The organism is Desulfoferrobacter suflitae (assembly GCF_022603395.1).
Classification (GTDB): Bacteria; Desulfobacterota; Syntrophobacteria; order Syntrophobacterales; family Syntrophobacteraceae; genus Desulfoferrobacter; species Desulfoferrobacter suflitae.
Genome location: NZ_JAIBKA010000008.1, coordinates 1 through 22,195 on the forward strand (window position 1 = coordinate 1; position 22,195 = coordinate 22,195).

The 22,195-nt window shown below is 53.6% G+C and carries 20 protein-coding genes; 8 read left to right on the forward strand and 12 right to left on the reverse strand.

The features are described 5' to 3' along the window. Positions 1–77 precede the first annotated feature (77 nt). From K1V27_RS14355 to K1V27_RS14365, 3 genes are read right to left on the reverse strand one after another with little or no spacing between them, the layout of a single operon-like run. Complete coding sequence (locus K1V27_RS14355) at positions 78–1,703, reverse strand: hypothetical protein (protein ID WP_258930735.1); 1,626 nt, start codon at positions 1,701–1,703, stop codon at positions 78–80. 40 nt (positions 1,704–1,743) lie between these two features. Beyond that, the gene (locus K1V27_RS14360) at positions 1,744–2,016 is read right to left on the reverse strand and encodes a hypothetical protein (RefSeq protein ID WP_258930736.1); all 273 of its coding nucleotides are present in this window, start codon (positions 2,014–2,016) and stop codon (positions 1,744–1,746) included. 27 nt (positions 2,017–2,043) lie between these two features. Then, entirely contained in the window at positions 2,044–2,307 is a 264-nt protein-coding gene (locus K1V27_RS14365) for a hypothetical protein (RefSeq protein WP_258930737.1), read from the reverse strand. Positions 2,308–2,562: 255 nt separating this feature from the next. Here K1V27_RS14365 and K1V27_RS14370 point away from each other — a divergent pair, with 255 nt between their 5' ends. From K1V27_RS14370 to K1V27_RS14390, 5 genes are all read left to right on the forward strand, one after another. Beyond that, complete coding sequence (locus K1V27_RS14370) at positions 2,563–3,027, forward strand: polyhydroxyalkanoate synthesis regulator DNA-binding domain-containing protein (RefSeq protein ID WP_258930738.1); 465 nt, start codon at positions 2,563–2,565, stop codon at positions 3,025–3,027. Positions 3,028–3,423: 396 nt separating this feature from the next. Next, positions 3,424–3,747 (forward strand): hypothetical protein, encoded by a 324-nt coding sequence (locus K1V27_RS14375; protein ID WP_258930739.1) that lies wholly within the window; start codon positions 3,424–3,426, stop codon positions 3,745–3,747. 60 nt (positions 3,748–3,807) lie between these two features. Then, on the forward strand, positions 3,808–3,975 hold the full coding sequence (locus tag K1V27_RS14380) for a hypothetical protein (protein ID WP_258930740.1): 168 nt from the start codon (positions 3,808–3,810) through the stop codon (positions 3,973–3,975). Positions 3,976–4,120: 145 nt separating this feature from the next. Further along, positions 4,121–6,397 carry a nitric-oxide reductase large subunit gene (locus tag K1V27_RS14385; protein WP_258930741.1) on the forward strand — a complete coding sequence of 759 codons (2,277 nt, stop codon included), beginning with the start codon at positions 4,121–4,123 and terminating at the stop codon, positions 6,395–6,397. Positions 6,398–6,471: 74 nt separating this feature from the next. Beyond that, positions 6,472–8,538: a methyl-accepting chemotaxis protein gene (locus tag K1V27_RS14390; RefSeq protein ID WP_258930742.1), complete on the forward strand. Its 2,067-nt coding sequence runs from the start codon at positions 6,472–6,474 to the stop codon at positions 8,536–8,538. Between the two features lie 130 nt (positions 8,539–8,668). Here the strand turns inward: K1V27_RS14390 and K1V27_RS14395 are convergent, their stop codons facing one another. The 4 genes from K1V27_RS14395 to K1V27_RS14410 all read right to left on the reverse strand — a co-directional run bounded on the left by K1V27_RS14395 (position 8,669) and on the right by K1V27_RS14410 (position 11,774). Further along, a complete protein-coding gene (locus K1V27_RS14395) occupies positions 8,669–10,396 on the reverse strand; it encodes a uracil-xanthine permease family protein (protein WP_258930743.1) in 1,728 nt (575 codons plus the stop codon). A gap of 182 nt (positions 10,397–10,578) precedes the next feature. Beyond that, on the reverse strand, positions 10,579–10,851 hold the full coding sequence (rbp, locus tag K1V27_RS14400; RefSeq protein WP_258930744.1) for an RNA-binding regulator: 273 nt from the start codon (positions 10,849–10,851) through the stop codon (positions 10,579–10,581). Positions 10,852–11,004: 153 nt separating this feature from the next. Beyond that, positions 11,005–11,205 (reverse strand): cold-shock protein, encoded by a 201-nt coding sequence (locus K1V27_RS14405; RefSeq protein WP_258930745.1) that lies wholly within the window; start codon positions 11,203–11,205, stop codon positions 11,005–11,007. Between the two features lie 308 nt (positions 11,206–11,513). Next, on the reverse strand, positions 11,514–11,774 hold the full coding sequence (locus K1V27_RS14410) for a hypothetical protein (protein WP_258930746.1): 261 nt from the start codon (positions 11,772–11,774) through the stop codon (positions 11,514–11,516). Positions 11,775–12,283: 509 nt separating this feature from the next. On the opposite strand from K1V27_RS14410, the gene mutS reads away from it, so the two are divergent. The 3 genes from mutS to K1V27_RS14425 are packed head-to-tail and all read left to right on the forward strand — an operon-like array spanning position 12,284 to position 18,787. Beyond that, positions 12,284–14,959: a DNA mismatch repair protein MutS gene (gene mutS / locus K1V27_RS14415; RefSeq protein ID WP_258930747.1), complete on the forward strand. Its 2,676-nt coding sequence runs from the start codon at positions 12,284–12,286 to the stop codon at positions 14,957–14,959. Positions 14,960–14,993: 34 nt separating this feature from the next. Beyond that, positions 14,994–16,769 carry an N-acetylmuramoyl-L-alanine amidase gene (locus tag K1V27_RS14420; RefSeq protein WP_258930748.1) on the forward strand — a complete coding sequence of 592 codons (1,776 nt, stop codon included), beginning with the start codon at positions 14,994–14,996 and terminating at the stop codon, positions 16,767–16,769. Beyond that, entirely contained in the window at positions 16,766–18,787 is a 2,022-nt protein-coding gene (locus tag K1V27_RS14425; RefSeq protein WP_258930749.1) for a ribonuclease catalytic domain-containing protein, read from the forward strand. Before K1V27_RS14420 ends, K1V27_RS14425 begins: the two co-directional genes overlap by 4 nt. A gap of 66 nt (positions 18,788–18,853) precedes the next feature. On the opposite strand, the gene K1V27_RS14430 is transcribed toward K1V27_RS14425, so the two are convergent. From K1V27_RS14430 to prfB, 5 genes are all read right to left on the reverse strand, one after another. Next, complete coding sequence (locus K1V27_RS14430) at positions 18,854–19,228, reverse strand: histidine phosphatase family protein (RefSeq protein WP_258930750.1); 375 nt, start codon at positions 19,226–19,228, stop codon at positions 18,854–18,856. Positions 19,229–19,244: 16 nt separating this feature from the next. Further along, on the reverse strand, positions 19,245–19,454 hold the full coding sequence (locus tag K1V27_RS14435) for a histidine phosphatase family protein (RefSeq protein ID WP_258930751.1): 210 nt from the start codon (positions 19,452–19,454) through the stop codon (positions 19,245–19,247). 41 nt (positions 19,455–19,495) lie between these two features. Next, positions 19,496–19,930, reverse strand: a complete 435-nt coding sequence (locus tag K1V27_RS14440) for a universal stress protein (protein WP_258930752.1) — start codon at positions 19,928–19,930, stop codon at positions 19,496–19,498. A gap of 24 nt (positions 19,931–19,954) precedes the next feature. Further along, positions 19,955–21,016, reverse strand: a complete 1,062-nt coding sequence (locus K1V27_RS14445) for a DUF1786 family protein (protein ID WP_258930753.1) — start codon at positions 21,014–21,016, stop codon at positions 19,955–19,957. 30 nt (positions 21,017–21,046) lie between these two features. Then, a protein-coding gene (gene prfB / locus K1V27_RS14450) for a peptide chain release factor 2 (protein WP_258930754.1) occupies positions 21,047–22,181 on the reverse strand; the annotation gives its coding sequence in 2 pieces (ribosomal slippage) (positions 21,047–22,111 and positions 22,113–22,181; 1,134 coding nt in all). Positions 22,182–22,195: the final 14 nt, after the last annotated feature.

The window sequence follows — 22,195 nt, forward strand, 5'->3', positions numbered from 1 at the left end:
CGGTTTCGAGCCCCAGGAAAGCGTAAGACGAGCGAATCCTGGCGCTGACCACTGAAACCTTAAACCTTAAAAGTGGGCTATTTTCGGCCGGCTTTTTTCTGTGGCGCAGGCTTTCCGGCATTTCTCATGGCTTCATCAAGATCCAACTGGTAGCGCACCGGTCCACGGCACTCTCCCCTTTTCGACGCAGGATGCACGAAGCATGTGTGCAGGGCATGAGTAGACGTTGGCACCGACCAGGAAGTGGCTATGGCTCCATGGCCTTTTGGAAACACCGTCACTTCCGCCTCCAGGAAATCAAGAGGCGCTAACGCCGCCGGTTCATCCACCAGATCGTCCTGTTCGGCAATGCAAATGAGCCAGTTAATCCCTTTTTCTTTAATTTGCTTAATATTCAGGGACCGCCCGAATAACGTCACCGGCAGGTTTCCGTCCTTGCTTATGGGTTTGGTGTAGGAATCAAAACTCATCTGCGTGATGCCCAGGGGCAAATCTTTGCGGTCATACAGCATCCAATGATTGATGGCTGCAGCCGTCTTGCTGATATTCATGGGTTTACCCGCAGGTTTGTCAAACATGCTCAGATCCCTGAAAAAGGTGGATACTGGAGCTTCTCGTTCCATGCTTTTGAGCTTGTAAACCCAGCTCATCACTTTGCCGTCCACGACCCTGTTGCCGTTGGGCAGTGTCTTAAGGGCATAGCCCAGGTCCCTGAAGCGTGCCGGCAAATGTTGCAGATACTCGACCAGAGATTGACTGCGGGTCCCGTCCATGGGGGCCACACAGGTGATGTGAGCGTCAACCAATCCGTCCAGTTCTCCCGTAAGGATGGCGCACAGCGTCATAAATCCACCCTGGCAAAAACCGTTCAGAGTGACCGGCTTGCCGTGCTTGGCATAAACCTTTTCACAGAAAAACCGGGTGTCGGAAGCATCATCCTCGCCGCTCATGGTCTGCACCGCGGCATGCAGGTCAATATCCTTTAAGATACGAATATAGGTCGGAATGCCCTGATTGGCGAAGGCATGCACGTAGCTTTTTCCTTCCCCGGGCAGAAAAGCCAGAATATTAGCGCCCAGAACATACGGCGGAACAATGATGACAGGCTTCCCATCGGTTCTTACTTCCACTTGAGGGTCTTGCGGAAGGACCTGGTAGAGGTCAAAGCGGTCTGTCTCGGCAGCCTTTACATAGCCCCCATTGTCAAAATGGAACCCATACTCGGGCTCGATATCGAGTATCGCCTTGGGGTATTCATACACCACCAGATTCATGAGCTGCCTTTGTCGGGCAGCATATTCGGAAATGTCTTCTCCGTTCCGGTTGGATAACGTGTTCAGAACAGCGCCCAGGGCTTCGGTCATCTTGCGCAGATTGAAGTCGGTCATCGCTTCATAGGAACTCGTGAGCCCTTTGGTGCCGATCTGATTATTGAACTGTAAAAGCTCAAAATAATCTCTAAGGGTCTCCACAGGCGAAATTCGCACCGCTTTAATTTGTTCCAGGTTGCTGAAAGAATTCAGGGCAATCCAAAAAGGGGTCACGAACTCGTTTGTGTACTTGAGCACGCCATTCCAATAAATCTGAGCCGCCTTGCTGTTTTCCAGATAAGCTTCAACGAGCTTCGTTCCCCATTCAGGCAACTCGGCAAAGTGATTCATTGTTTCAGCGAAATGGCTATCCTTGTTTGCTTGGTTTTTCATCACCACCCTCTCTTTGGATTCCCTGGTTCCAAAAGAACCTTTATTTGGTCTTGGTCGTTTCGGCGAAAAATTCTTCGACTTTCTTAAAACTATCTTCCATCGAGCTTTTGAAATTCTCCCGACCCTTTTTGTATGCCTTCACCCACTCGTCAATCACTTTTTTACCTTCTTTGGGCAGCCAGGTGGCCTGCTCTAGAACCATGCCGGTCATTCTTTCGGCCTGCTCCTGCAGCATAGCCATAGAGTTGAATGCATTATCAAAAGCGGTCTTGTTGAAATCAATCATCTGTTTGAACATTTGTTTCTGGTCCATTGCATTTCCTCCTTAAAGTCTAACGGCTTATGCCGTTTTTGAAAAGTAATCTTCTACCTTCTGGAAACTCGTGTCGACGGTTTCCTTAAATGTCTCTCGGCCTTTCTTATAGCTGTCGAGCCACTCGTTCAAAACCTTTTTCCCTTCTTCCGGAAGCCAGGCAGCCTGGTCCAAGAAGCTGTTGATCATTCGTTCGTATTGCTCTTGCAGCATGCTTAAAGCGTTGAACGTGTTATCAAAACTGCTCTTATTGAAGTCAATCATCTGTTTGGTCATTTTCATTGGTTCCATAGCTGGTCAATCTCCTCTATCGTGGTTACAAATTCTCGGTCAACCTTCACCCCTGCTCACATGGTAATTCAATTCTACTTTCGAAAGAACAATTGTCAAGAGCAAAATGGTGCGCTGCAACAAAATTGGTTTTTTGTTGTTTTTGCTAGATGAGCTGCTAAACTAACGTTTAATCATGTTTCTTCAAAAATGTTGGCTCAATCGTGCAAAACTAATTGTTGCACTATGACAAAATGGATCGAGAGGGAAGACGCAATGCCTGGAAAACTTTTGCTGAAAAAATACGCCAACCGCCGTTTATATGACACCGAACAGAGCAGGTACATTACCCTCTCCGAACTATCTGAAATCGTAAAAGAAGGGCGGCAGGTTCAAGTCCTCGACGCCAAATCCAAGGAGGATGTCACTGCGTTTATCCTGACTCAGATCATTGTGGAACAGGCCAGGAACAAGAATACTCTGCTGCCTGTGCCGCTCCTTCACCTGGTCATCCAGTACGGTGAAAATATTCTTAACGAGTTTTTCGACAACTATTTGGAAGCGACCATCAGAAACTACCTGTATTACCGCAAAGCTTACGACGACCAATTCAAGAAATGGCTGGATATGGGAGCGGATCTCTCCGGTCTCGCCACACAAAATTTGCCGCCCTTCACCCCCCTGAAACCCTTCCTCGATCTGTTCTCTGACTCGGCAAAGGAAAAAACTCCGGACGATTGATCCGGGGTCCAAAACCCTCTCACACATTCCGCAAATATCGGCTTCACCACAATCTATTCAGTTGCCGACTAATACTTGAGACTGCGCTGAAAGTTTGGTATCTTGCTTCACCATTCATACTCGTGGGCAGAAGAAGAGACTTAACCATGTCGAAAAATTATCTCCGGTTATATTCGCATCAGCAATTCCCGGAATTATTTCATTGAGGGCATACCCTTTTGCGTTCATTGAATCGAAGGGTCATTCCTGTGCGGCCGGAGGCATAAAATTGTCGGTTACCCCCTTTTAAAACATGGGCAATAGTCATGAAGTATCTATTAGAGGCACCGGTTGAACTCTTTGTGGTCCTGCGATGATCGGCCGGCAGATCGTTTCCATGGAATCCAGGAAAAAGAAGTGAAATGCGGCTCGGATTTTTTCCCAAAGCTCCCTTTTACAGCCTGCTTTCTTCCATGCCGTGCGAAATACCGGACACGCGATCTGCTGAACCTGGTCAACGAGAAAGGCCGGCATCATAAGGGAGACAAAAACCATGCTGAGGAACTTTTCACCAGGCCCGTAGTTATGTTCCAAGTTGTAGCCTTGGTTTTTGAGGGTATTAAAGGTTTCATTCTCCACTTTCCAACGGGCACGCCCTCCTCGCATGATTTGACAGGCGTTGCGGCGGGTGATCTTAAAATCGGTAACCCGGCAGAAGCATTTGCTGTTATCGCCCCGTAGCTCCCAGCATTCGAGGACGTTGACACGGACGTCCTGATTGGACTGGTTGATGGGGACGTTATGAAAGAACCGGAAGAAATGGTGGATGCTGCCATCGGCCTCGTCGGCCATATCGTGTTCGGTGGCTTCTCCCTTCTCAACCGCTTCGTTGAGGTATACCCATTAAGAAAAGAAACCTGCATTTCTATGTCGGCAGTCACTGATGGGTTTCGTCACGCTTGGGCATGACTCTACCCATCTCACATCAAAGTGGCTACGGGCAGTGCCGTAATGCCGCAGGATGGGTAGAGCGAAGGGAACCCCATCAACAAGGCCTGCAAACAATGAAACATCTAATGCTTAACCGGTATAACAAGCGGGAGGGAGGTGACTCATGTCGCTGGAAAGACTAAAGCTTGCGGCAATCATCAGTTTTGCGCTTTCATTGGTCCTGCTGTTGGGCGGCGGCTATCTGGCCAAAGACCATCTGCCGCCTTACCCCGGGGAAGTATTGGCCCCGGACGGTAAGGTGCTGTTCACCCGGGCGGACATTCTTGAGGGACAGGATGTCTATCAACGCTACGGCCTGATGGATCACGGCAGTGTTTGGGGGCACGGCGCACAGCGCGGTGCGGAGTTTTCCGCCTTCAGCCTGCATCTTTTGGGAGACCGGGTGCGCACTGAGCTGGCGCGCAAAGAGTTCGGCAAGAGTTACGCCGAGCTTTCCCCTGTCGATCAGCAGTTGGTTGACGTCAAAGTCAAGAACGAACTGCGCACCAACCGCTACGATCAAAAGCACGACAAGCTGGTTCTGACCGCTGCTCAAGCCAGCGCATTGGATGCCATCCGCCGGCATTGGGAGGAACTCTTCCGCAGCGGTGACACCCGGTACGGCTATCTTCCCAACACCATTCCCAGTGAACACGAACGGCTGCAGGTGGGACGCTTTTTCTTCTGGACGGCCTGGGTGGCCTCAACCAATCGGCCGGGAGCGGATTACACCTACACCAACAACTGGCCGGCCGATCGCTCGGTGGGCAACGTCCCCACCACCGGCGTTTATCTCTGGACCCTGGGCGGTATCGTCGCTCTGTTCATCGTTCTCGGCATCTTCATTTTTTGCGTGCATTATTTCGGTCTGTGGTACGGTCCGGCGAGAGGCGTTCCATTGGCAGATAAACTTGTGGACATGCCCCTCACTCCCAGTCAGATGCGAGCCGCCAAATATTTTCTGGTGGTCATTCTGCTGTTTTTGCTGCAGACCAACTTCGGTGGCCTGCTGGCCCACTATACGATCCATCCGGCAAGCTTCTGGGCGCCCAGAGTGGCCGAGATCATTCCGTACAGCTGGGCCAAGACCTGGCATCTGCAACTGGCCATTTTCTGGATTGCCACCACCTGGGTCGGTTCGGCCATCTACCTGGCACCCATCATTGGCGGTATCGAGCCCAAACGGCAGGGACTGCTGGTGCAGATTCTGTTCATCGCCATACTGCTGGTGGCGGGCGGCAGTCTTTTCGGAGAGATTCTGGGCATCAAGGGGTATCTTGGTGATTGGTGGTTCTGGTTGGGACATCAGGGATGGGAATTCCTGGAATTGGGCAGACTCTGGCAAATTCTGCTATTCCTGGGCCTGATTGCATGGCTTCTGATTGTCTACCGCCCCATCTCCCATCACTTGAAGCTCGGCCACAAGGACGAATTTTCGGCGCTGATCGTCTTCTATTTGTTCAGCGCCGCCCTGGTGGTCGCTTTCTTCGGCTTCGGAATGTTCTACGGGCGCGGCTCTCACCTGACCCTGGCCGATTACTGGCGCTGGTTTGTGGTGCATATCTGGGTGGAAAGCATCTTCGAATTCTTCGGCATCGCCATCATCTCGCTGCTGCTGGTCGTCATGAACCTGGCCACCGCCAGAGCCGCCCTCATGGTGGCCTATTTCACCGCTGCCATTGTCTTTCTCAGTGGGATACTGGGCACTGCGCACCATTATTTTTGGTACGGGGGACCGGCGTTTTGGCTGGGACTGGGCTCGGTATTCTCGTCACTCGAGCCCATTCCGTTGTTTGGCCTGGTGGTGCGCGGACTGCTCGAATACAAATCGATTCGCAAGCAGGGAATTGACTTCCCCTACAAATGGCCCATGTATTTCCTGGTGGCCTCCTCTTTCTGGAACTTTCTCGGGGCCGCGGTGTTCGGCTTCCTCATCAACCTGCCGCTCATCAACTACTACGAACACGGCACCTATCTCACCATGAATCACGGCCATGGGGCTCTTTTTGGGGTGTACGGCATGCTCTCCATCGGCCTGCTGCTTTTTTCCTGGCGCGGCCTGGTGGACCGCAAGCACTGGGATGACCGGCTGCTCAAAACGGCCTTCTTTGGATTCAATATCGGATTGCTGCTGCTCACTCTGGGGACGCTGTTTCCCGTGGGGGTGCTGCAGACCTGGATCAGCTACAAAGAAGCGCTGTGGATCGCACGCGACGCCTCGTTTTTCGAAAGCCCCCTGGTGCAGTTCATCGGGTCGGTACGCATCATCCCCGACCTGACCATTATCCTTGCCGGAGTTCTGCCCCTTTTCATCTTTCTTTTCAAGACCTACCCCCACCTGAAGGCTGCCGAAATCAAAGAAGGGGAGTCCGTCTGGGAAAGGCTGGGGGTCGAGCTCTGACGCATCAGGGAGGCGCCCGACGCGGGCGTGGGAAGCTCCAAGAAACCCCCCCACACATTTTCCGGAGCCATGCCATGAACGTGACACTCAGACAAAGAATCCTTTTCATGATCGGCATCATTGCGCTCTCCTCATTGCTGGGAAACTTTGTCCTCATCTATAACGCGCGCAGCTTCAGCAAACGACTTCAGGTGGAGACCGAAAAATACATCAATAAACTCGTTTTGGAACGATCCAAGGAAGTCGGATCCACTATGTCAACCATGCAAAGCAAGGCTGTGGATCTGGCGCAAACCGGACAGGTCTTCCATACTCTTGCCGGGACCACAACGATAGACATCACGGATCTTGTCAAGCAATATCTCATGGACAGCTTCAGCCAATTCCCCGAGGCCATCGGTGGAGGACTCTGGTACCACCCCTACACCCTTTTTAAGGACAGGCCGTATTACGGGCCTTATGCCTACTGGGACAAGGATCGGGTGGTTTTCACCTGGGACCTGAGCACACCGAAGTATGATTACCCCAATCAGGAATGGTATCGGACCGCCATTCCTGCTGGCTGGGACCTCTCCCAGCCGCGACCTGCCCGGGTTTACTGGACCAAACCCTACCTGGATCAAACCGGTACCCACGCGCTCATGATCACCATTGACGCGCTGATGTACGACCGGCAGGAGAGAATCATCGGAATGGCGACCCTGGATCTCAGTCTTGACGACCTGCAGTCAATGGTTGCCAAGATGAAGGTCAGCCCCGGTTCGTTTGCTTTTGCGGTGGACGGGGCAAGTGGGCTGCTCACGGCATTTCCGGCCGATACGACAAAAGTCATGCAGCGGGTGGATCAGTTCAATTGGGGCAAGGCACTGGTTGACCTCGAAGCAATCCAGCCCGGTGTAGTCATTCAGGACCAGCTGAAGGTCAACGGGCATCTCAGCTATCTGTTCTACACCGCCACGGATACCGGTACGATCCTTGGCATCGTGGCGCCCCGGCATGAATTGTATGAGGAGATCCTGCGGCTTGATCGAAATAATTTGTATATTTCTGCAGGTGTCATCTCACTGCAGATGGTCCTCTGTTTTTTCATCGGCTTGATTCTGGTGCAACGTTTTTGCGATCCCATCACCAGGCTCACGGGAGTCGCACAGCAAATTGCCGACGGCAGACTATCGGAGGCTTCACGATCAGTCGAACAGTTCAGGAAGACCATCGGCTCCTGCGTGGATGAAACCGGTTGCCTGCTGAAAGCATTCCAGCGCATGACAGAAACCCTGAACAAACTGGTGGGCCAGGTGGAATTGTCCAGTGCTCAGGTTTCATCCTCTTCCCGGCAAATTGCCGCCTCGGCAAGACAGCTTGAAGCCACGGCAGCCGAGCAGGCTTCCTCTACGACGGAAGTGAGTGCAACCAGCAAGGAGATCTCCACAACATCCGAAAGCCTCGTTCGAACCCTCGACAAAGTCGGCGAAACCGTTGAAGAAACGGCGCAAATGGCGGAAGCCGGCCGCACTGAGCTGAACAAGATGGAAGAGGCCATGCGCCAATTGATGAGCGCCACCGGTTCCATTGCCTCCAAGCTGGCGGTGATTAACGAACGCGCCGACAAGATCTCCAATGTCGTGACCACCATCGGCAAAATCTCCGAGCAAACCAACCTGCTTTCGCTCAATGCTGCCATAGAAGCTGAAAAAGCGGGAGAGTACGGCCGAGGATTTGCCGTGGTGGCGCGTGAGATCAGCCGACTTTCGGATCAGACGGAAATCGCTACCGAAAGCATCGCGCAGGTGGTGAGACAGATGCAGTCGTCGGTCGCCAACGGGGTCATGGAGATGGAGAAATTTGCCAGCGAAGTGCGGCTGGGGGTCCGGGTGGTGGCCGGAGTGGGGGAGCGGCTTGGCAAGGTCATCGACAAGGTGAGAGCCTTGGCGCCGGAGTTCGAGACGGTGGCGGAAGGCATGCACACCCATTCAGAGGGGGCACAGCAGATCAGCGAGGCCATGTACCAGCTCTCTCTGGCTGCGGGGCAAACCCGGGAATCCCTGCAGAATTTCAAACAGGCCGCCGACGGTCTGGACGCTGCGGTGCAAAGGCTGCGCAGCGAGGTTTCTCTGTTCAATATCGAATCCGCAGCTTCCTAGGAGGCTGTCCGAGAACTGTCATTTCGAGCGATAGCGAGAAATCTTGTGCCTGCAAGTAACTGATGTCAAAGATTTCTCTCTCCGCTTTGCTCCGTTCGAAATGACAAACGAAGCTTTCTCGGACAGCCTCCTAGATCCTGAAAGAAACATAGGAATAGCCGGAAATGTGTACATGCTTGATGTCCCTGGCGATATTTCGCAGTATGTACAGTCCGAGTGCCCGCAGATCGTCCTCGTCGGCCCATCTGGTTTGCGAGGGCCGTTTGGGTCCGTCCACATCCCCAACCCTCGAACCAGTTTGAATTTCCGCAAAGACCCCTTCCTCATCCTTGGTGATCATGAAATGGACACGACCGGAAGCGTCCCGTTCTTCAAAGTGAGAGACCACATGCACAAAGATTTCTTCACACACGAGCTGGAGTGTGGACAGTTCACGGGAGGTCAGCTTCAAGGTTTCGGTAGCGTTGTTCAATTTGTCCACCAATACCGGCAACTGGTCCATGGAAGTTCCCAGTTGAAAAATCAGGCGAGGCTTGGGCATCAGATAGAATGTGGTGCTTAGAATCAATGCCACGAGCCCCCCGAAGGCGATGCCGTTGTCCAGCAGGGGCGACAGCGCAGCATGGTTGAGGGTCGGGAAAAATTCCCGGCTCTCTGCAATCATGCCCACGCAGACCGACACTCCCACCAGCAGGCCAATCTGGCTGTTAGCCCCCGTTTGCAGGATCAAATGCAGACCGGAGTGAAACATCATGGCCAGGATTCCCACCAGAAACCCGGCAAAGACAGGTTCCGGCATGTCCAGGATGACCGCGCTGATTTTGGGCATGCAGGCCAGAACGATGATCACTACCACCGCAAAGATCCCTACCGACCTGGAAGCAACTCCGGTCATTTTCAGCACAGGAATGTTCTCGCTGTAGGTTTCGTTGGGAATGGTGCCCGCCACTCCCGCCAATACATTGCTTAGAGCATCCGCATAGAGTCCTCCCTGCACCCGGTCATAATCGACCTTCTTGAAATCCCGAACGGAAACGCTCTGAGCCAGCATACAGTTTCCAATGGTCTGCACCGAATTGAGCAGGGTGACGACCACAAACACACAGAATATGGGCACATGTTGCCAACCGAAATCCACAGAAATACCCGGCCAGCTGCCGTGGGGCAGACCAAACCAGGAGGCTTCGTGCAGGTGATCAAAGCGCAGAATGCCGAATGCCCAGGCCGCCACAGTTCCCGCCCCGAAGGCGAGAAACGGCGACCAGATCTTCAGCGTCTTAGTTCCCAGAATATTTATTCCAAGAAGTACGGCCAGAGTGATCAGCCCTACGAGAAGGTTCTGCAGCGAACCGTGATGAGCTTCGCCGGGCTCTCCCATCCATTCCGTGATGGCCAGCGGCATGAAACTGATCACGATGAGCAGGATCACCGTTCCACCCACCGCAGGGGTGATGATGTGCCGCAGGTGCCGCAGAAAGTAGGAGAGCAAAATTTCGACGGGAGCCGACAAAATCGTCATCAGGCCCAACAGAGCAAACCCGCCAAGCTGTACCGCCTGGCTGGAACAGGCGAGATAAGCCGTGGAAGAACCCATGAAGATCACATATCCGGCGCCTATTTTGCCCCAGCGCACCACCTGCAGTAGAGTGCACAAACCGCTCACCACTATGGCGGCGAAAGTCGCAAATGCGATATGCTCCTCCGGGGCATTACCGATCTTTCCGACAATCCTTGGAAAGAGAATGACCTCCCCGTACATGACGACCACATGCTGGAACCCCAGCACCAGAATCATCCAAAGTGGCGGAGACTCATCAACGGAATAAAGAAGTGGTTCTGCATTTGAAGGGTTCGTCATGCTCTGTCTCTCCATCGGCGGGCCCGTATTCGGTCTGAGCATCAGACAAAGGTCAAGCCGCCCGCGCCGAGCAAAGCAATCTACATCAGGCAGGGTACCGTATGCAATACGAGATTAGAGCCCCTTGAAAGTCTCCGGGCAAGCCGCAGGAGGTCGAGAACATCAGTGGCAGGAGGCAGCGGTTAATACCTGGGTCTGCGCTGCTGTCGCTTAGCGGGCGGCTTGGCCTGATTCACTTTGATGCTCTGATTTTTCAGTTTACTTCCGTTCAGTGCTTTCACGGCCTTATCCGCCTCCGAATTGTTGGGCATTTCTACAAACCCGAATCCCTTTGGCTGACCCGAAAATTTATCCTTTATGATATTGACACTGGTGACCTCTCCAAATTCAGAAAAAATGCTTCTCAAGTCACTTTCAGTTACCGCGTAGGACAAGTTACCGACATAGATATTCATAAACCTTTCTCCTTTACCATCAGCGGCGCGTGCACTACGGTCCATGGCAACCAAACACGCAGCCAAACGACTTACCAAAAAAACAAAAAGCTGGAGCAATTTACTCCAGCCTTTGCCTCCTTCGTAAATGTAGCAGACTTCTCTGAGGCCGATCTAAAGTTTCTTGACTCTGACGGCTTGAGGTCCCTTGGCTCCCCTTTCCTCTTCAAAGCTCACCCTCTGGCCTTCCTCCAAACTCTTAAAACCCTCACCCTCGATGGAGCTGTGGTGAACAAAGAGCTCCTTTCCGCTGTCTGCCGCAATAAACCCATAGCCCTTTTTGTCATTGAACCACTTCACTCGACCTTCCGCCATCTTTCAATCCTCTCTTGTTCTGTCGCCCTCGTTGTTTGATCTGCCTCAGAGTTCCTGAAGAATCGTCAAGAACAGGTGAAATCCTCGATTCTCGGGATAACTCAAAGGGGAACTCCCAGCTTTTTGAGTTTATAATCGCTGGCAACTCAAAAAAGCAATGTAATTCTAAACATTGCACAACAGCCGGCTTTTGCCGGCCTTGACACTTACAGGTTACACGGATTCACCACCCTGGGATTTCACGCCCCTTGACCGCTTCCCGGCGGGTGCAACGGTTGCACGGCCAACCGCCGCCGCAACTGATCCCGCTACTCGTCAACCTCCTGAATGTTTACCGGCTCGGCTTCCTCCAGTTCGAACTGGACCACATCGCCTGTTTCGAGGTCCAAGCCTGTAACCAGTTCCTCGCTAATTTGATACTCTTTGCCATCGTAGTCTTTGACTGTGTAAGTTCCGCCTTCGATGGCAATAATTTCACCCTTGATCGGTCCTCCGGCAAAAGTCGCGGGGGCAGCCAGAGAAACGATGGCCAACGCAACTACCAGAAGCCTTATTACACGCGTGAACATAATGCATGTCCTCCCTTTCTAACGGCTGGTCTTGCCCGCTGTGTGGTTCAGTGCCTCACAATGCGAAGTCGGCCAGACAGCTTCACTGCAATCAATCGGAGCTCCCCGGAAAGCCGTATGCGGCCTTCGGCAATCATGCATGTGGCCGTGTCACTTGCATGCTGCACCTGGCTGGTGTTCACCCAAACCGGAACACCGCACCGCACAACCTCGCCGGCAATGGTCTCGCCGTCATGGGTTGTGCCTCCTCGGCTCTTCCTCAGCTTTTCTTTTACAGGGTATGATTGAAAGTCTCAATCGATTGTTTACCGTATCATCAAAAAAGATGGTCCCGCATCTCATTGGGCACCCTGCGAATCCTGCCCTACCATTCCACTGCATATCTGATAAACTACTGCTTGAAATTCGTTGTTGCGATGAATTAGATAGCTGTTATGCGCTTGATGATCGGTGGCTGATTCTGCGATCTTGTTAAACCGGCAACAAAGGGGGAAGAACCCGAGTCTGTTATGAGCACCAAGACCACTCCCATGATGCAGCAATATCTTGAAATCAAGGCGAAACATCCTGATGCACTCGTGCTGTACCGCATGGGAGACTTCTACGAATTGTTCATGGATGATGCCGTCGTTGCCGCCCAAGTTCTGGATATTGCACTGACCTCGCGCGACCGGCAGGCGGAAAATCCCGTGCCTATGTGTGGGGTCCCCTATCATGCGGCGGAAGGGTACATCGGCAAGCTGGTGGCAGCCAACCACAAGGTGGCCATCTGTGAACAGGTGGAAGATCCCAGGAAGGCCAAAGGTTTGGTGCGCCGTGAGGTGACCCGTGTGATTACGCCCGGCTTGATCTTGGACACGCAAAATCTGTCAGCCAAGCAACCCAACTACCTGGCGGCGGCAGCAGCTTCCTCCGACAGGCAATGGTTCGGCCTGTCTTTTCTCGATATCTCAACGGGCGAATTCAAGGTGGTGGAACTGGATTCCAGCGACGCGCTGGTAGAAGAGCTGTTGCGGGTATCCCCCAAAGAGCTGCTGCTTCCGGAAGGCTGCGATCCTGAGTTTTCAACAAGGCTCCAGCATCACCTGCAGACCACCGTGACCCCTCTCGGTTATGATTCCTTTGACAGGAAACGGTCCGAGGAGCGCCTGATCGAGCATTTCCAGGTTCATTCTCTGGGCGGATTCGGCGCAGCCGAGATGAGCTGCGGCATCCAGGCGGCAGGCGCCATTTTGGCTTACATCCAGGCAAATCATCTGGGCCATTCGCCTCACATCAAAAGACTCCTGCCCTACAGCCGATCCGATTTCATGGTGCTGGATGAGGCTACCGTGCGCAACCTGGAAATTTTTCAATCCAACAGCTTTCAAGGTCGCAAAGGTTCTCTGCTGGAGGTTGTCGACAGGACCAGGACCGCCATGGGCGGGCGCAAACTGCAACAATGGCTGCGCTACCCGCTGCTGGATCTGGCTTCGATCAATGCCCGACAGCAGGCGGTCAAGGAGTTGCAGGAGAACGTTGCCATTCGTACCCAGGTCCTCAGTCTTCTGGAAAAAATCAATGACCTGGAGAGGCTGAACAGCAGAAATACCAGCGGTAGTGTCAATGCGCGCGACATCGTTTCTTTGAAAAAATCGCTGCAGGTGCTGCCCTCGCTCAAAGAAACACTGGCCGTTTGCAGCAGTGACCGACTGCGGGACCTCTGCACCGATTGGGACGATCTTTCGGACATTGCCGAACTGGTCGAACAAACATTGGTGGATCCGCCGCCCGTCAACTTCAATGCGGGGGGGGTGATACGCGTCGGGGTCCATCCGGATTTGGACCACTATACGCGCCTCAGTCGGGACGCCAAGAGCTGGATGGCGGATTACGAAAGCAGTGAGCGACAAAAAACCGGCATATCCTCCCTCAAGGTCCGTTATAATAAAATTTTCGGATACTTCATTGAAGTTTCCAAGGCCAATTTGCCCTCTGTTCCGGCCGAATACGTGCGCAAGCAAACTCTGGTGAACGCCGAAAGGTTCATCACCGAAGCGCTCAAAGACTTTGAGACACAGGTGCTGGAGGCGGACGAAAAGAGACTGGAACTGGAGCAGCAGATTTTTCTTGGTTTGCGCCAAAAGATCACCCGGGAGAGTGAACGCATTCAAAAGATGGCGGCGGTTATCGCCGGGATCGATTGTCTGGCGAGTCTTGCCGAGGTGGCCGCCAGGCACGATTATTGCCCGCCACTGCTGGACGAAACCGATGAGATCCATATTGGAGAGGGACGTCACCCGGTCATCGAGCATTTCATGCCGGCAGGAGAATTTGTTCCCAACGATCTGGACATGGATCACGACAACCAGCAAGTGCTGCTCATCACGGGACCCAATATGGCGGGCAAATCAACCATTTTGCGGCAGGCCGCCCTGATCGTTCTGCTGGCCCAGATCGGCAGCTTTGTTCCCGCCAGCGAAGCGCGCATCGGAATAGTGGATCGCATATTCACCCGGGTGGGCGCATCCGATGACCTTGCCCGGGGGCGTTCCACGTTCATGGTGGAAATGCAGGAGGCCGCCAACATCCTTCACCAGGCAACTCCCAAGAGCTTCATTATTCTTGATGAAATCGGCAGGGGCACCAGCACCTTTGACGGACTCAGCATCGCCTGGGCGGTGGCCGAGCATTTGCACGATTTTCGCGATCGGGGTATAAAAACTTTGTTCGCCACCCATTATCATGAGTTGACCGAACTGGCCCGGACGCATTCCAGAGTCAGGAATTTCAATGTGGCGGTCAAAGAGTGGCAGAATGACATCATTTTTTTTCATAAACTGGTTCCAGGGGCGACCAACCGGAGTTACGGCATTCAGGTGGCCAGGCTGGCGGGACTGCCCGATGAGGTGATCGGAAGAGCGCGAGAAATTCTCACCCATCTGGAAAACGAGGGGGCTCCATCGAGCCCCAGGTCCGAGCTCACCAGAAAGCAAAAACGATCTGCCTGGAACAGGGAAGCAGGAGTTCAGCTGAGCCTCTATCGCCCTTCACTGGAATGGCTGAAGGACCAGATCCTCTCCCTGGATCTTGACCACTTCACGCCCTTTGCCGCCCTGCAGGCCCTGTACGCCATCAGGGACCAACTGCGCCGCGGCAACGCTGTAACACCGGAGGATTTAAAGAGAGGAAGCGGCGCCTTGTGATAGTGAAAAATCTCTGTGATAATAGATGATTAGAATGAAGCGAGGAACATCCACAGCAAGATTTTTGTTGGCCTGGATCATGCTGCTGGCCTTCGGCCGCCATGCCGTCGCCATGTCTTCCGGCATTGACCAAATGTTTGAAGAAGTCAGAAAAAATTATTATGCCGGCCTGTCCCTCCCGCAGCAGCAGCAAGCGGCGGCACTCAAGGAACGCATCCAGGAGTTCAACCGCCTATTGACTGAAGATCGCCAGGGCAGGTACCGGGACAAATGCCTGTACCTTATCGGGCAAAGCTACCACCGCTTATACGATGCCACTCCAACGGCTGAGTACTTGAAACAGGCCCAGCAATACTACCGACAACTTGTCCATGAGTTGCCTAAAAGCCCCCTGGCCGACGATGCCCAATACCTGCTCGGCATCATCTACCTGGAAGAAGATCCGTCACAGGCCTATCTGGAATTTGTCAAAGTCGGCATCTACTTCCCGCAGGGCGACATGCGCCCCAGGGCAGAGGAAAAGGCAGAGCAGTTGAAAACCCTGCTCAGCTCCCAGAAAGCCACCGATAAGATTGGTTCCACCAGCAGCGCACCGGCCTTCGCATTTGCCTCCGGCTCAGCCGCATCTCCATCACTTCCGTCCAACACTCCCAAGCAGGCGGTGTCTCAGGAAAAACCAAGCGGTTTGAACAAGTTGAGAGACATTCAGCATTGGGCCGGCGACAACTACACTCGAGTGGCCCTGTACGTCAGTGAACCGGTTAACTTTCAGCGCCACGACCTTCCGGCCGAACCCAAGATCGGATTGCCCGACCGCATATATATCGATCTGAAAAACTGTACGGTAAATCCCTCCATCGCGAGTAACATAACGGTTGAGGACCGATTTCTCAAAAGGATGAGAGTTGCCCAGTACGATCCCACCCAGGTTCGCGTGGCCCTGGATATCGAAGACATGAAGTCCTATAAAATTTTTTCCCTGGCGGACCCTTACCGCTTGATCATCGACGTTCAGGGCAAGCGATCCGAGCCGGCAACGGCCCGGAAACCTGAAGAAGTCATCATCCCCAAGGGATCGCAAACCTCAACGCTGGCTCGACAATTGGGCCTCCAGGTGGGGTGTATCGTCATCGACCCTGGCCATGGCGGCAAAGACAAGGGAGCAATAAGTCCAAATGGTCTCTATGAAAAGGACATCGTCCTGGCGATTGCCAAAAGATTGAAGCAAACCCTGGAGCGGACATCAGGCTGTCAAGTGATTCTTACCCGAACGGATGATCGATTTCTCTCCCTGGAAGAGCGCACCGCCATCGCCAACACCAACAGGGCGGATCTGTTTATTTCGATACACACCAACGCCCACGAGGATCGCAATTTGTACGGCACGGAAACGTACTTTCTTAACCTTTCCAACGACAAGGAATCGGCGCGAGTCGCTGCCCTGGAAAATGCGACCTCAACCCGAAAGATCAGCGATCTGGAAAGCATCTTGAAAGACATCATGCTGAATACCAAAATCAACGAATCCGCCAAACTTGCCAAAACGGTGCAGCGCAACGTGATCACGAACCTTAAAAAAACTTATGACAAAGTCAAGGACTTAGGAGTCAAACAGGCTCCCTTTTACGTGCTGCTCGGGGCTGAAATGCCGAGCATTCTGATCGAGACCGCGTTCATCACCAACAAGCACGAAGAACGACGCCTGCTCGACAAGAATTTTCAGTCACGCCTCGTTGCCGGAATTTCCTCGGGTATCGGTGCCTACATCCAGCAGATGAAACAATTTGCCAATGTGGGAGGCGCACGATGACCCACGGCCCGCTGAAGGAAATTCGCCCGGGGGATGTACTGGAATTTTTCGAAGCCAAGCAGGTGATCTGTGCCGTCTGCCTTGGGCTCAAGAACCAGCGATTAACGGTATTGACCGAACACAATCGCGAGCTCAATCTGGCCCGCAGCCGAATCATCCATATCGGTGACCGCACCCTCGATTTGAACCTGACTCGCGATGCCATGGTGCGTGAGCTGGCTGCCGTCTCCATCGGCCGAGAAAGCCTCATGGCCCAGGTCGAGGTGGAAGAACTGTGGTCGTTGTTGGAAGGCGAAACCGAAGGATATGGAGCGAATGCGCTGGCTGAATTTGTGTTTGCCGCCCCCGCCGGCGACGACCAGGTAGCCGCCGTTCAGAGGGTTCTATTTCAGGATCGCCTCTATTTTCAGTTCAAAGACGGAAAATTCCATGCCCGCTCGCCGGAGAAGGTCGAGCAGCGGCAGCTGGAAATCGAGCGTGAAGAGCAGAAAGAAGCCCGTCTGGAGGCAGGTTCAAAGTGGCTTAAAGCCATCTGGCAGCGCAAGCCCCAACCGGCCGTGACCAACCGCGATGATCTCATCGAGGGTCTCAAGAGCTTTTGCCTGTTTGGGCAGGAATCGCCCCATTATGCCTTTGCCAAGGAACTCCTGCAACGGGCCGATATCTCTGCGCATCCCCTTTCCGCCCTGCGCATCTTGACGCGCCTGGGCATCTGGCAGGAAAATGAAAACCTTTACCTGCATCAGCACAACATTTCACTGGAATTTTCGCCGCAAGTGGAAGAAGTGGCGGCTGCGCGAGCCCAGGCCGGCATCGGCCCGCAGCATCTGAACGAGCACCGTCGCGACTTGCGCGATTTGCACGTCTTTACCATCGACGGCGCCCTCACGCGCGATTACGATGACGCTCTCAGTCTGACCGTATTGGACAACGGTCTGTTTGAGGTCGGGGTTCACATCGCCGACGCCGCTGAATTCGTAGAACCGGGCGATCCAGTCGATGAGGAGGCTAAAGAACGGTCCGCTTCCATATATCTGCCGGACGCGCGCATCTCCATGCTGCCCCCGTCTTTGTCGGAAGACATCTGCAGCCTGCGCGCCGGAGAAGAACGTCTGGCAGTGAGCTTCTTTATCAGGGTCGATGAAGAGGGGGGCGTTCATGATTCCGAAATCGCTTTGAGCCGCATATCAGTCTCACAGCAATTGACTTATCAGGAAGTGAACGAACAGGTCGCTGATGATCCAATGCTGCAACGGCTTTATCAGCTCAGCCAGAGAATGAGAAAACACCGGCTGGCCCACGGAGCCGTCATTTTACCGTTGCCCGAGGTGCAGGTGCACGTCAATTCAGCCGGCATGATTCATATTTCCCAATACAAAAAAGAAACGCCAAGCCAAATCATTGTGTCTGAATGGATGATTGCCGCCAATGGATTGGCTGCTTCCTATCTGGCCGAACGCGGCATACCGGCAATCTACAGAAGTCAGGCTGAGTGCAAACCAGAGACTAATCAGGTGGCCAGCGAGCATGAATTGTTTCACATTTACCGGCAAAGGCGCCTGTTCGCCCGCGCCGAGCTCGATACCAAGCCCGGCATGCACTGCAGCCTGGCCATGCCTTACTACACCAGTATCACATCCCCCATCAGGCGCTACATCGACTTGTTGGTGCAGCGGCAACTGAAGCATGCCCTTAGGGAACAGCCCCCGCTGTACCAGGAGGAGGAACTGCGCCAACTGATCACCAAGCTGGGATCTATGCAATCGAAGATTTTTCTCATTCAGCGCAAATGGGTACGCTACTGGATCTTGAAATATCTGGAGCAGGAAGACATTCACGCGCTCGACGCGCTGGTTCTGGATCAAAACAGTCGTTTTGTTCACCTGCTCCTTCCGGACTTTCTAATCGAAGCCAATATGCCTGTTCCGGATAAGCCCCGACTGCAGCCCGGCGAATTGGTCCGAGTCAAAATCAGTCGCCTGAGTCCGCGCGAAGATGTTCTGCGGCTTCAGATTTAGCTGCAGTCAGGCCGGAGCACAATTTCCCGTGCCCTGAAAGGGCTGCAGAGAATCTGAGCGCCCCCCTCACTTGAGACGGGCCACCTCACAAGAAGCCTCCGGCAAAGCGAAGGTGAGCCGATAAACGGATAAATTGGGCACCTCAATCTGATGATAGAGATGCAACGGCTTCCCGTCAAAATACAGGACCGCGACCCTCACCGCCACTGAGTGCGTGATGAATGCGGCGACGCTGTGCCGGTCGGCTGTGATAAAGCGTTCGACAGAGCGGACCACTCTGCTGCGCACATTTTCAAGGGGTTCGACGCCAGGCTGGTCGAAGGTTTCCGGATGTTCGATCCAGTGCCTGTAGTAATGCGGATATCGGCGCCGCACTTCATCTTTTGACAAGCCCGTCCATGGGCCCAGCTCAATTTCAATGAGATCCGCATCTGCCATCATTTCAGCTTGGCAATATTTATTGAGGATACGTGCGTGCGGTCTGGACGGTGCGTTTCAGAGGACTGGTTTGAATCAATTCTATTCCCCAATCCCGCATCTCCCGCCCCAACTGCTCGGCTCGCTCCTTACCTGTTTTGCTAAGCTGTTCGGCGCTCCTTCCCGCATAGACGTCCTTTTCATTGGAACGAATCAATCCGTGCCTGACGAAGTAGACGATTTTGTTCACTGGTTGCCCGACTCCCATGGCCGCATTAAACCAAAATCCTTTCAGGACGACCGTATGATCAGCAAAGGTCGATCTATTCTGTGTAAAATTCCGGCCGCAACGCTTCCGTAAAAAACCTGAGGCAGTCCACTGCGACCATGGCTGGCCATGGCGATAAGATCCGCATCTTCCCGCTCGGCCACCCTGATGATCGCATAGACTACCGCCCCATGTTCGACAAGGCCTTTGCTGCGCAAACCTTTCTCACGAAACTCACCGGACCAGGCAGAAACATAGGTTTCCGCCTCACCCTCTTCCTCCCTCATGATTTTGTTCTCGAACTCGGCCCCCTGCGGCCGCTGAATGATCGAACCGGGCTCTACCACTCTGAGGAAGATGACTTTGGAATTGAACTTCTGGGCAAGCCTTTCTACATGCGGCATGATCCGCTCCGCCCTCGGCGATCCATCCAACGGTACCAGAATCCGTTTATACATGCGCATCCCTCACAATACAGTGCTTCAAATGTAATCGATCAGACCCAAGCCTTTTTTGCGCCGGACCGCTTCCAGAAGGCCCACCGTGCCGGTCATCATATTGTCTCCCAGGGGAGCGCCGAAGGTAATCGGCAGACTCGATTCTTTCAGCAATCCGCGTTTTGGTCCGGTGGCCAGGATGATCTCGACCGCCTCAAAACCGAACGTCCGGCGGACATAGGCACCATGGCCGCCCTCCTGCAAAATGCCGGCATGATCCAGAGTCCCTTCCGCCATTTGGCGCAGCAGTGTTTCCAGGCGCTGCAAAGTGATAGCACTGGTGTGGTATTCAAAGAAGCCGGCGATTTCTCCATGTTCGATGGCGGCACCCAAGGTGTGGGAAGTGGCGACGTCGAGCACCAGCAATCGTTCCTTGTTCATTGCCCTGACATCCAGCGAAGCACCGAGGATGGCCGCCATGCCGCTGTCCATCAGGTAGACTTCCTGGGCGGGCAAGGCAGCGGCGCTCTTGGCAATGGAGCTCAGTCGATTGAAAGTGGAAGGGATTTCATCAACGGCATAAACCAAAGAAGACGGCAATGGGTTGCCGTCCAGGTGCTCGGTAAAAACCTTGTGACGATAATCCAAGTGGGACATGCCGTGAGGCGGCATGCCGTGATCCTGGGCGCAAATGCCCACCACATCGAATGCAAAGGGGACGCCGAAGCCCTTCACGATGTGCTCCAGCCGATCCATTTCCAGATCGCCGATCACCAGGCTGGAGCAGGTCGTACGACCAGCCAACTCTCCCGCCGCCTCATCCTCGACCACCGTGATTCCCAGGGATCGCACTCTATCCAAATCATGATGGACGGTGTAGGCGGCAGACCTGGACATAGTCACCCGATGGCGCCGCGCTCGTTCCTTCAGTACGACCGTTAGCATTCCGCCGCCCATTTCGCAGCCGGTAATGAGCAAATCACCCGCCATGGCTGCGGCGCGTTCCGCCAGGTAGCGCACCGGGGACTTCACTACCGCCTTGTAATGCAGACCGGAGGCAAGATTGTAATAGAGGACATCCAGAGTACCCGCACCTACGTCCAACATCAAAAATCGGTTCATCTCCCGCCTTTCACATTACGCCACGGCAATCTGTTCTCTATGGTTCAACTGATGGAGCAGGTAGGCTTCGATAAAATCGTCCAGATCCCCATCCATGACCGCATCCACGTTTCCCTTTTCAACTGACGTCCGGTGGTCTTTGACCAGGCGGTAGGGTTGCATCACATAAGAGCGAATCTGGTTTCCCCAGGCGATATCATCGAGATTATCATGCAGCTCCTGGAGTTTTTCCTGTTGCATGCGCCTTTCTCTCTCGTACAAGCGCGACCGCAGAATCTTGAGAGCAATATCGCGATTGCGATGCTGGGACTTTTCGTTCTGACACTGCACCACAATGCCTGTGGGTAAATGCGTGATGCGGACCGCGGAACTGGTTTTGTTGACATGCTGCCCGCCGGCACCGCTGGCTCGATAGGTATCGATGCGCAGGTCCGATGTCTTGACGTCCACCTCGATACGGTCATCGACTTCGGGGTAGACAAAAACGGCTGCAAATGAAGTGTGTCGCCGACCGCTGGCATCAAAGGGCGATATCCGCACCAGTCGATGAATTCCGGATTCGGCTTTGAGCAGACCGTATGCATAGAGACCGGAAGCGGTAAACGTCGCGCTTTTGATTCCCGCCTCTTCACCCTCCTGGACATCCACCATTTGCACCTCGAAGTTTTTTCTCTCGCACCAGCGGAGATACATGCGCAGGAGCATCTCGGCCCAATCCTGGGCTTCGGTTCCGCCCGCGCCCGCATTGATGCTGACGATGGCATCCTCGGCATCATTTTCTTCGCTGAGCATCTGCCTCAATTCGAGGTTGCGCACATTCTTTTCCAGTGCCAGGGTTTTCCTGCCGACTTCACGGATGGTCTCCTCATCCTGTTCCTCGACGGCCATCTCCAGGAGCAGCTCACACTCTTCAACTTCCTGCAAAAGATTCTGCCAGGTTTGAATCAGCTCATTATGCTGCGAGCGTTCCTTCAAAAAATGTTTGTTTGCATCCGGGTTGTCCCAGAAATCCGGCTGGACCATGATTTTTTCCAGCTCCGCAAGGCGCTGCCGACGTCCTTCTATGTCAAAGATAGCCTCCTAAAGTATGAAATCTTTGAGCCACAGCCTGGAGCTGATTCCTGAGTTCACCCACATCAATGTTTGCCATCTGATCCTCCTCAT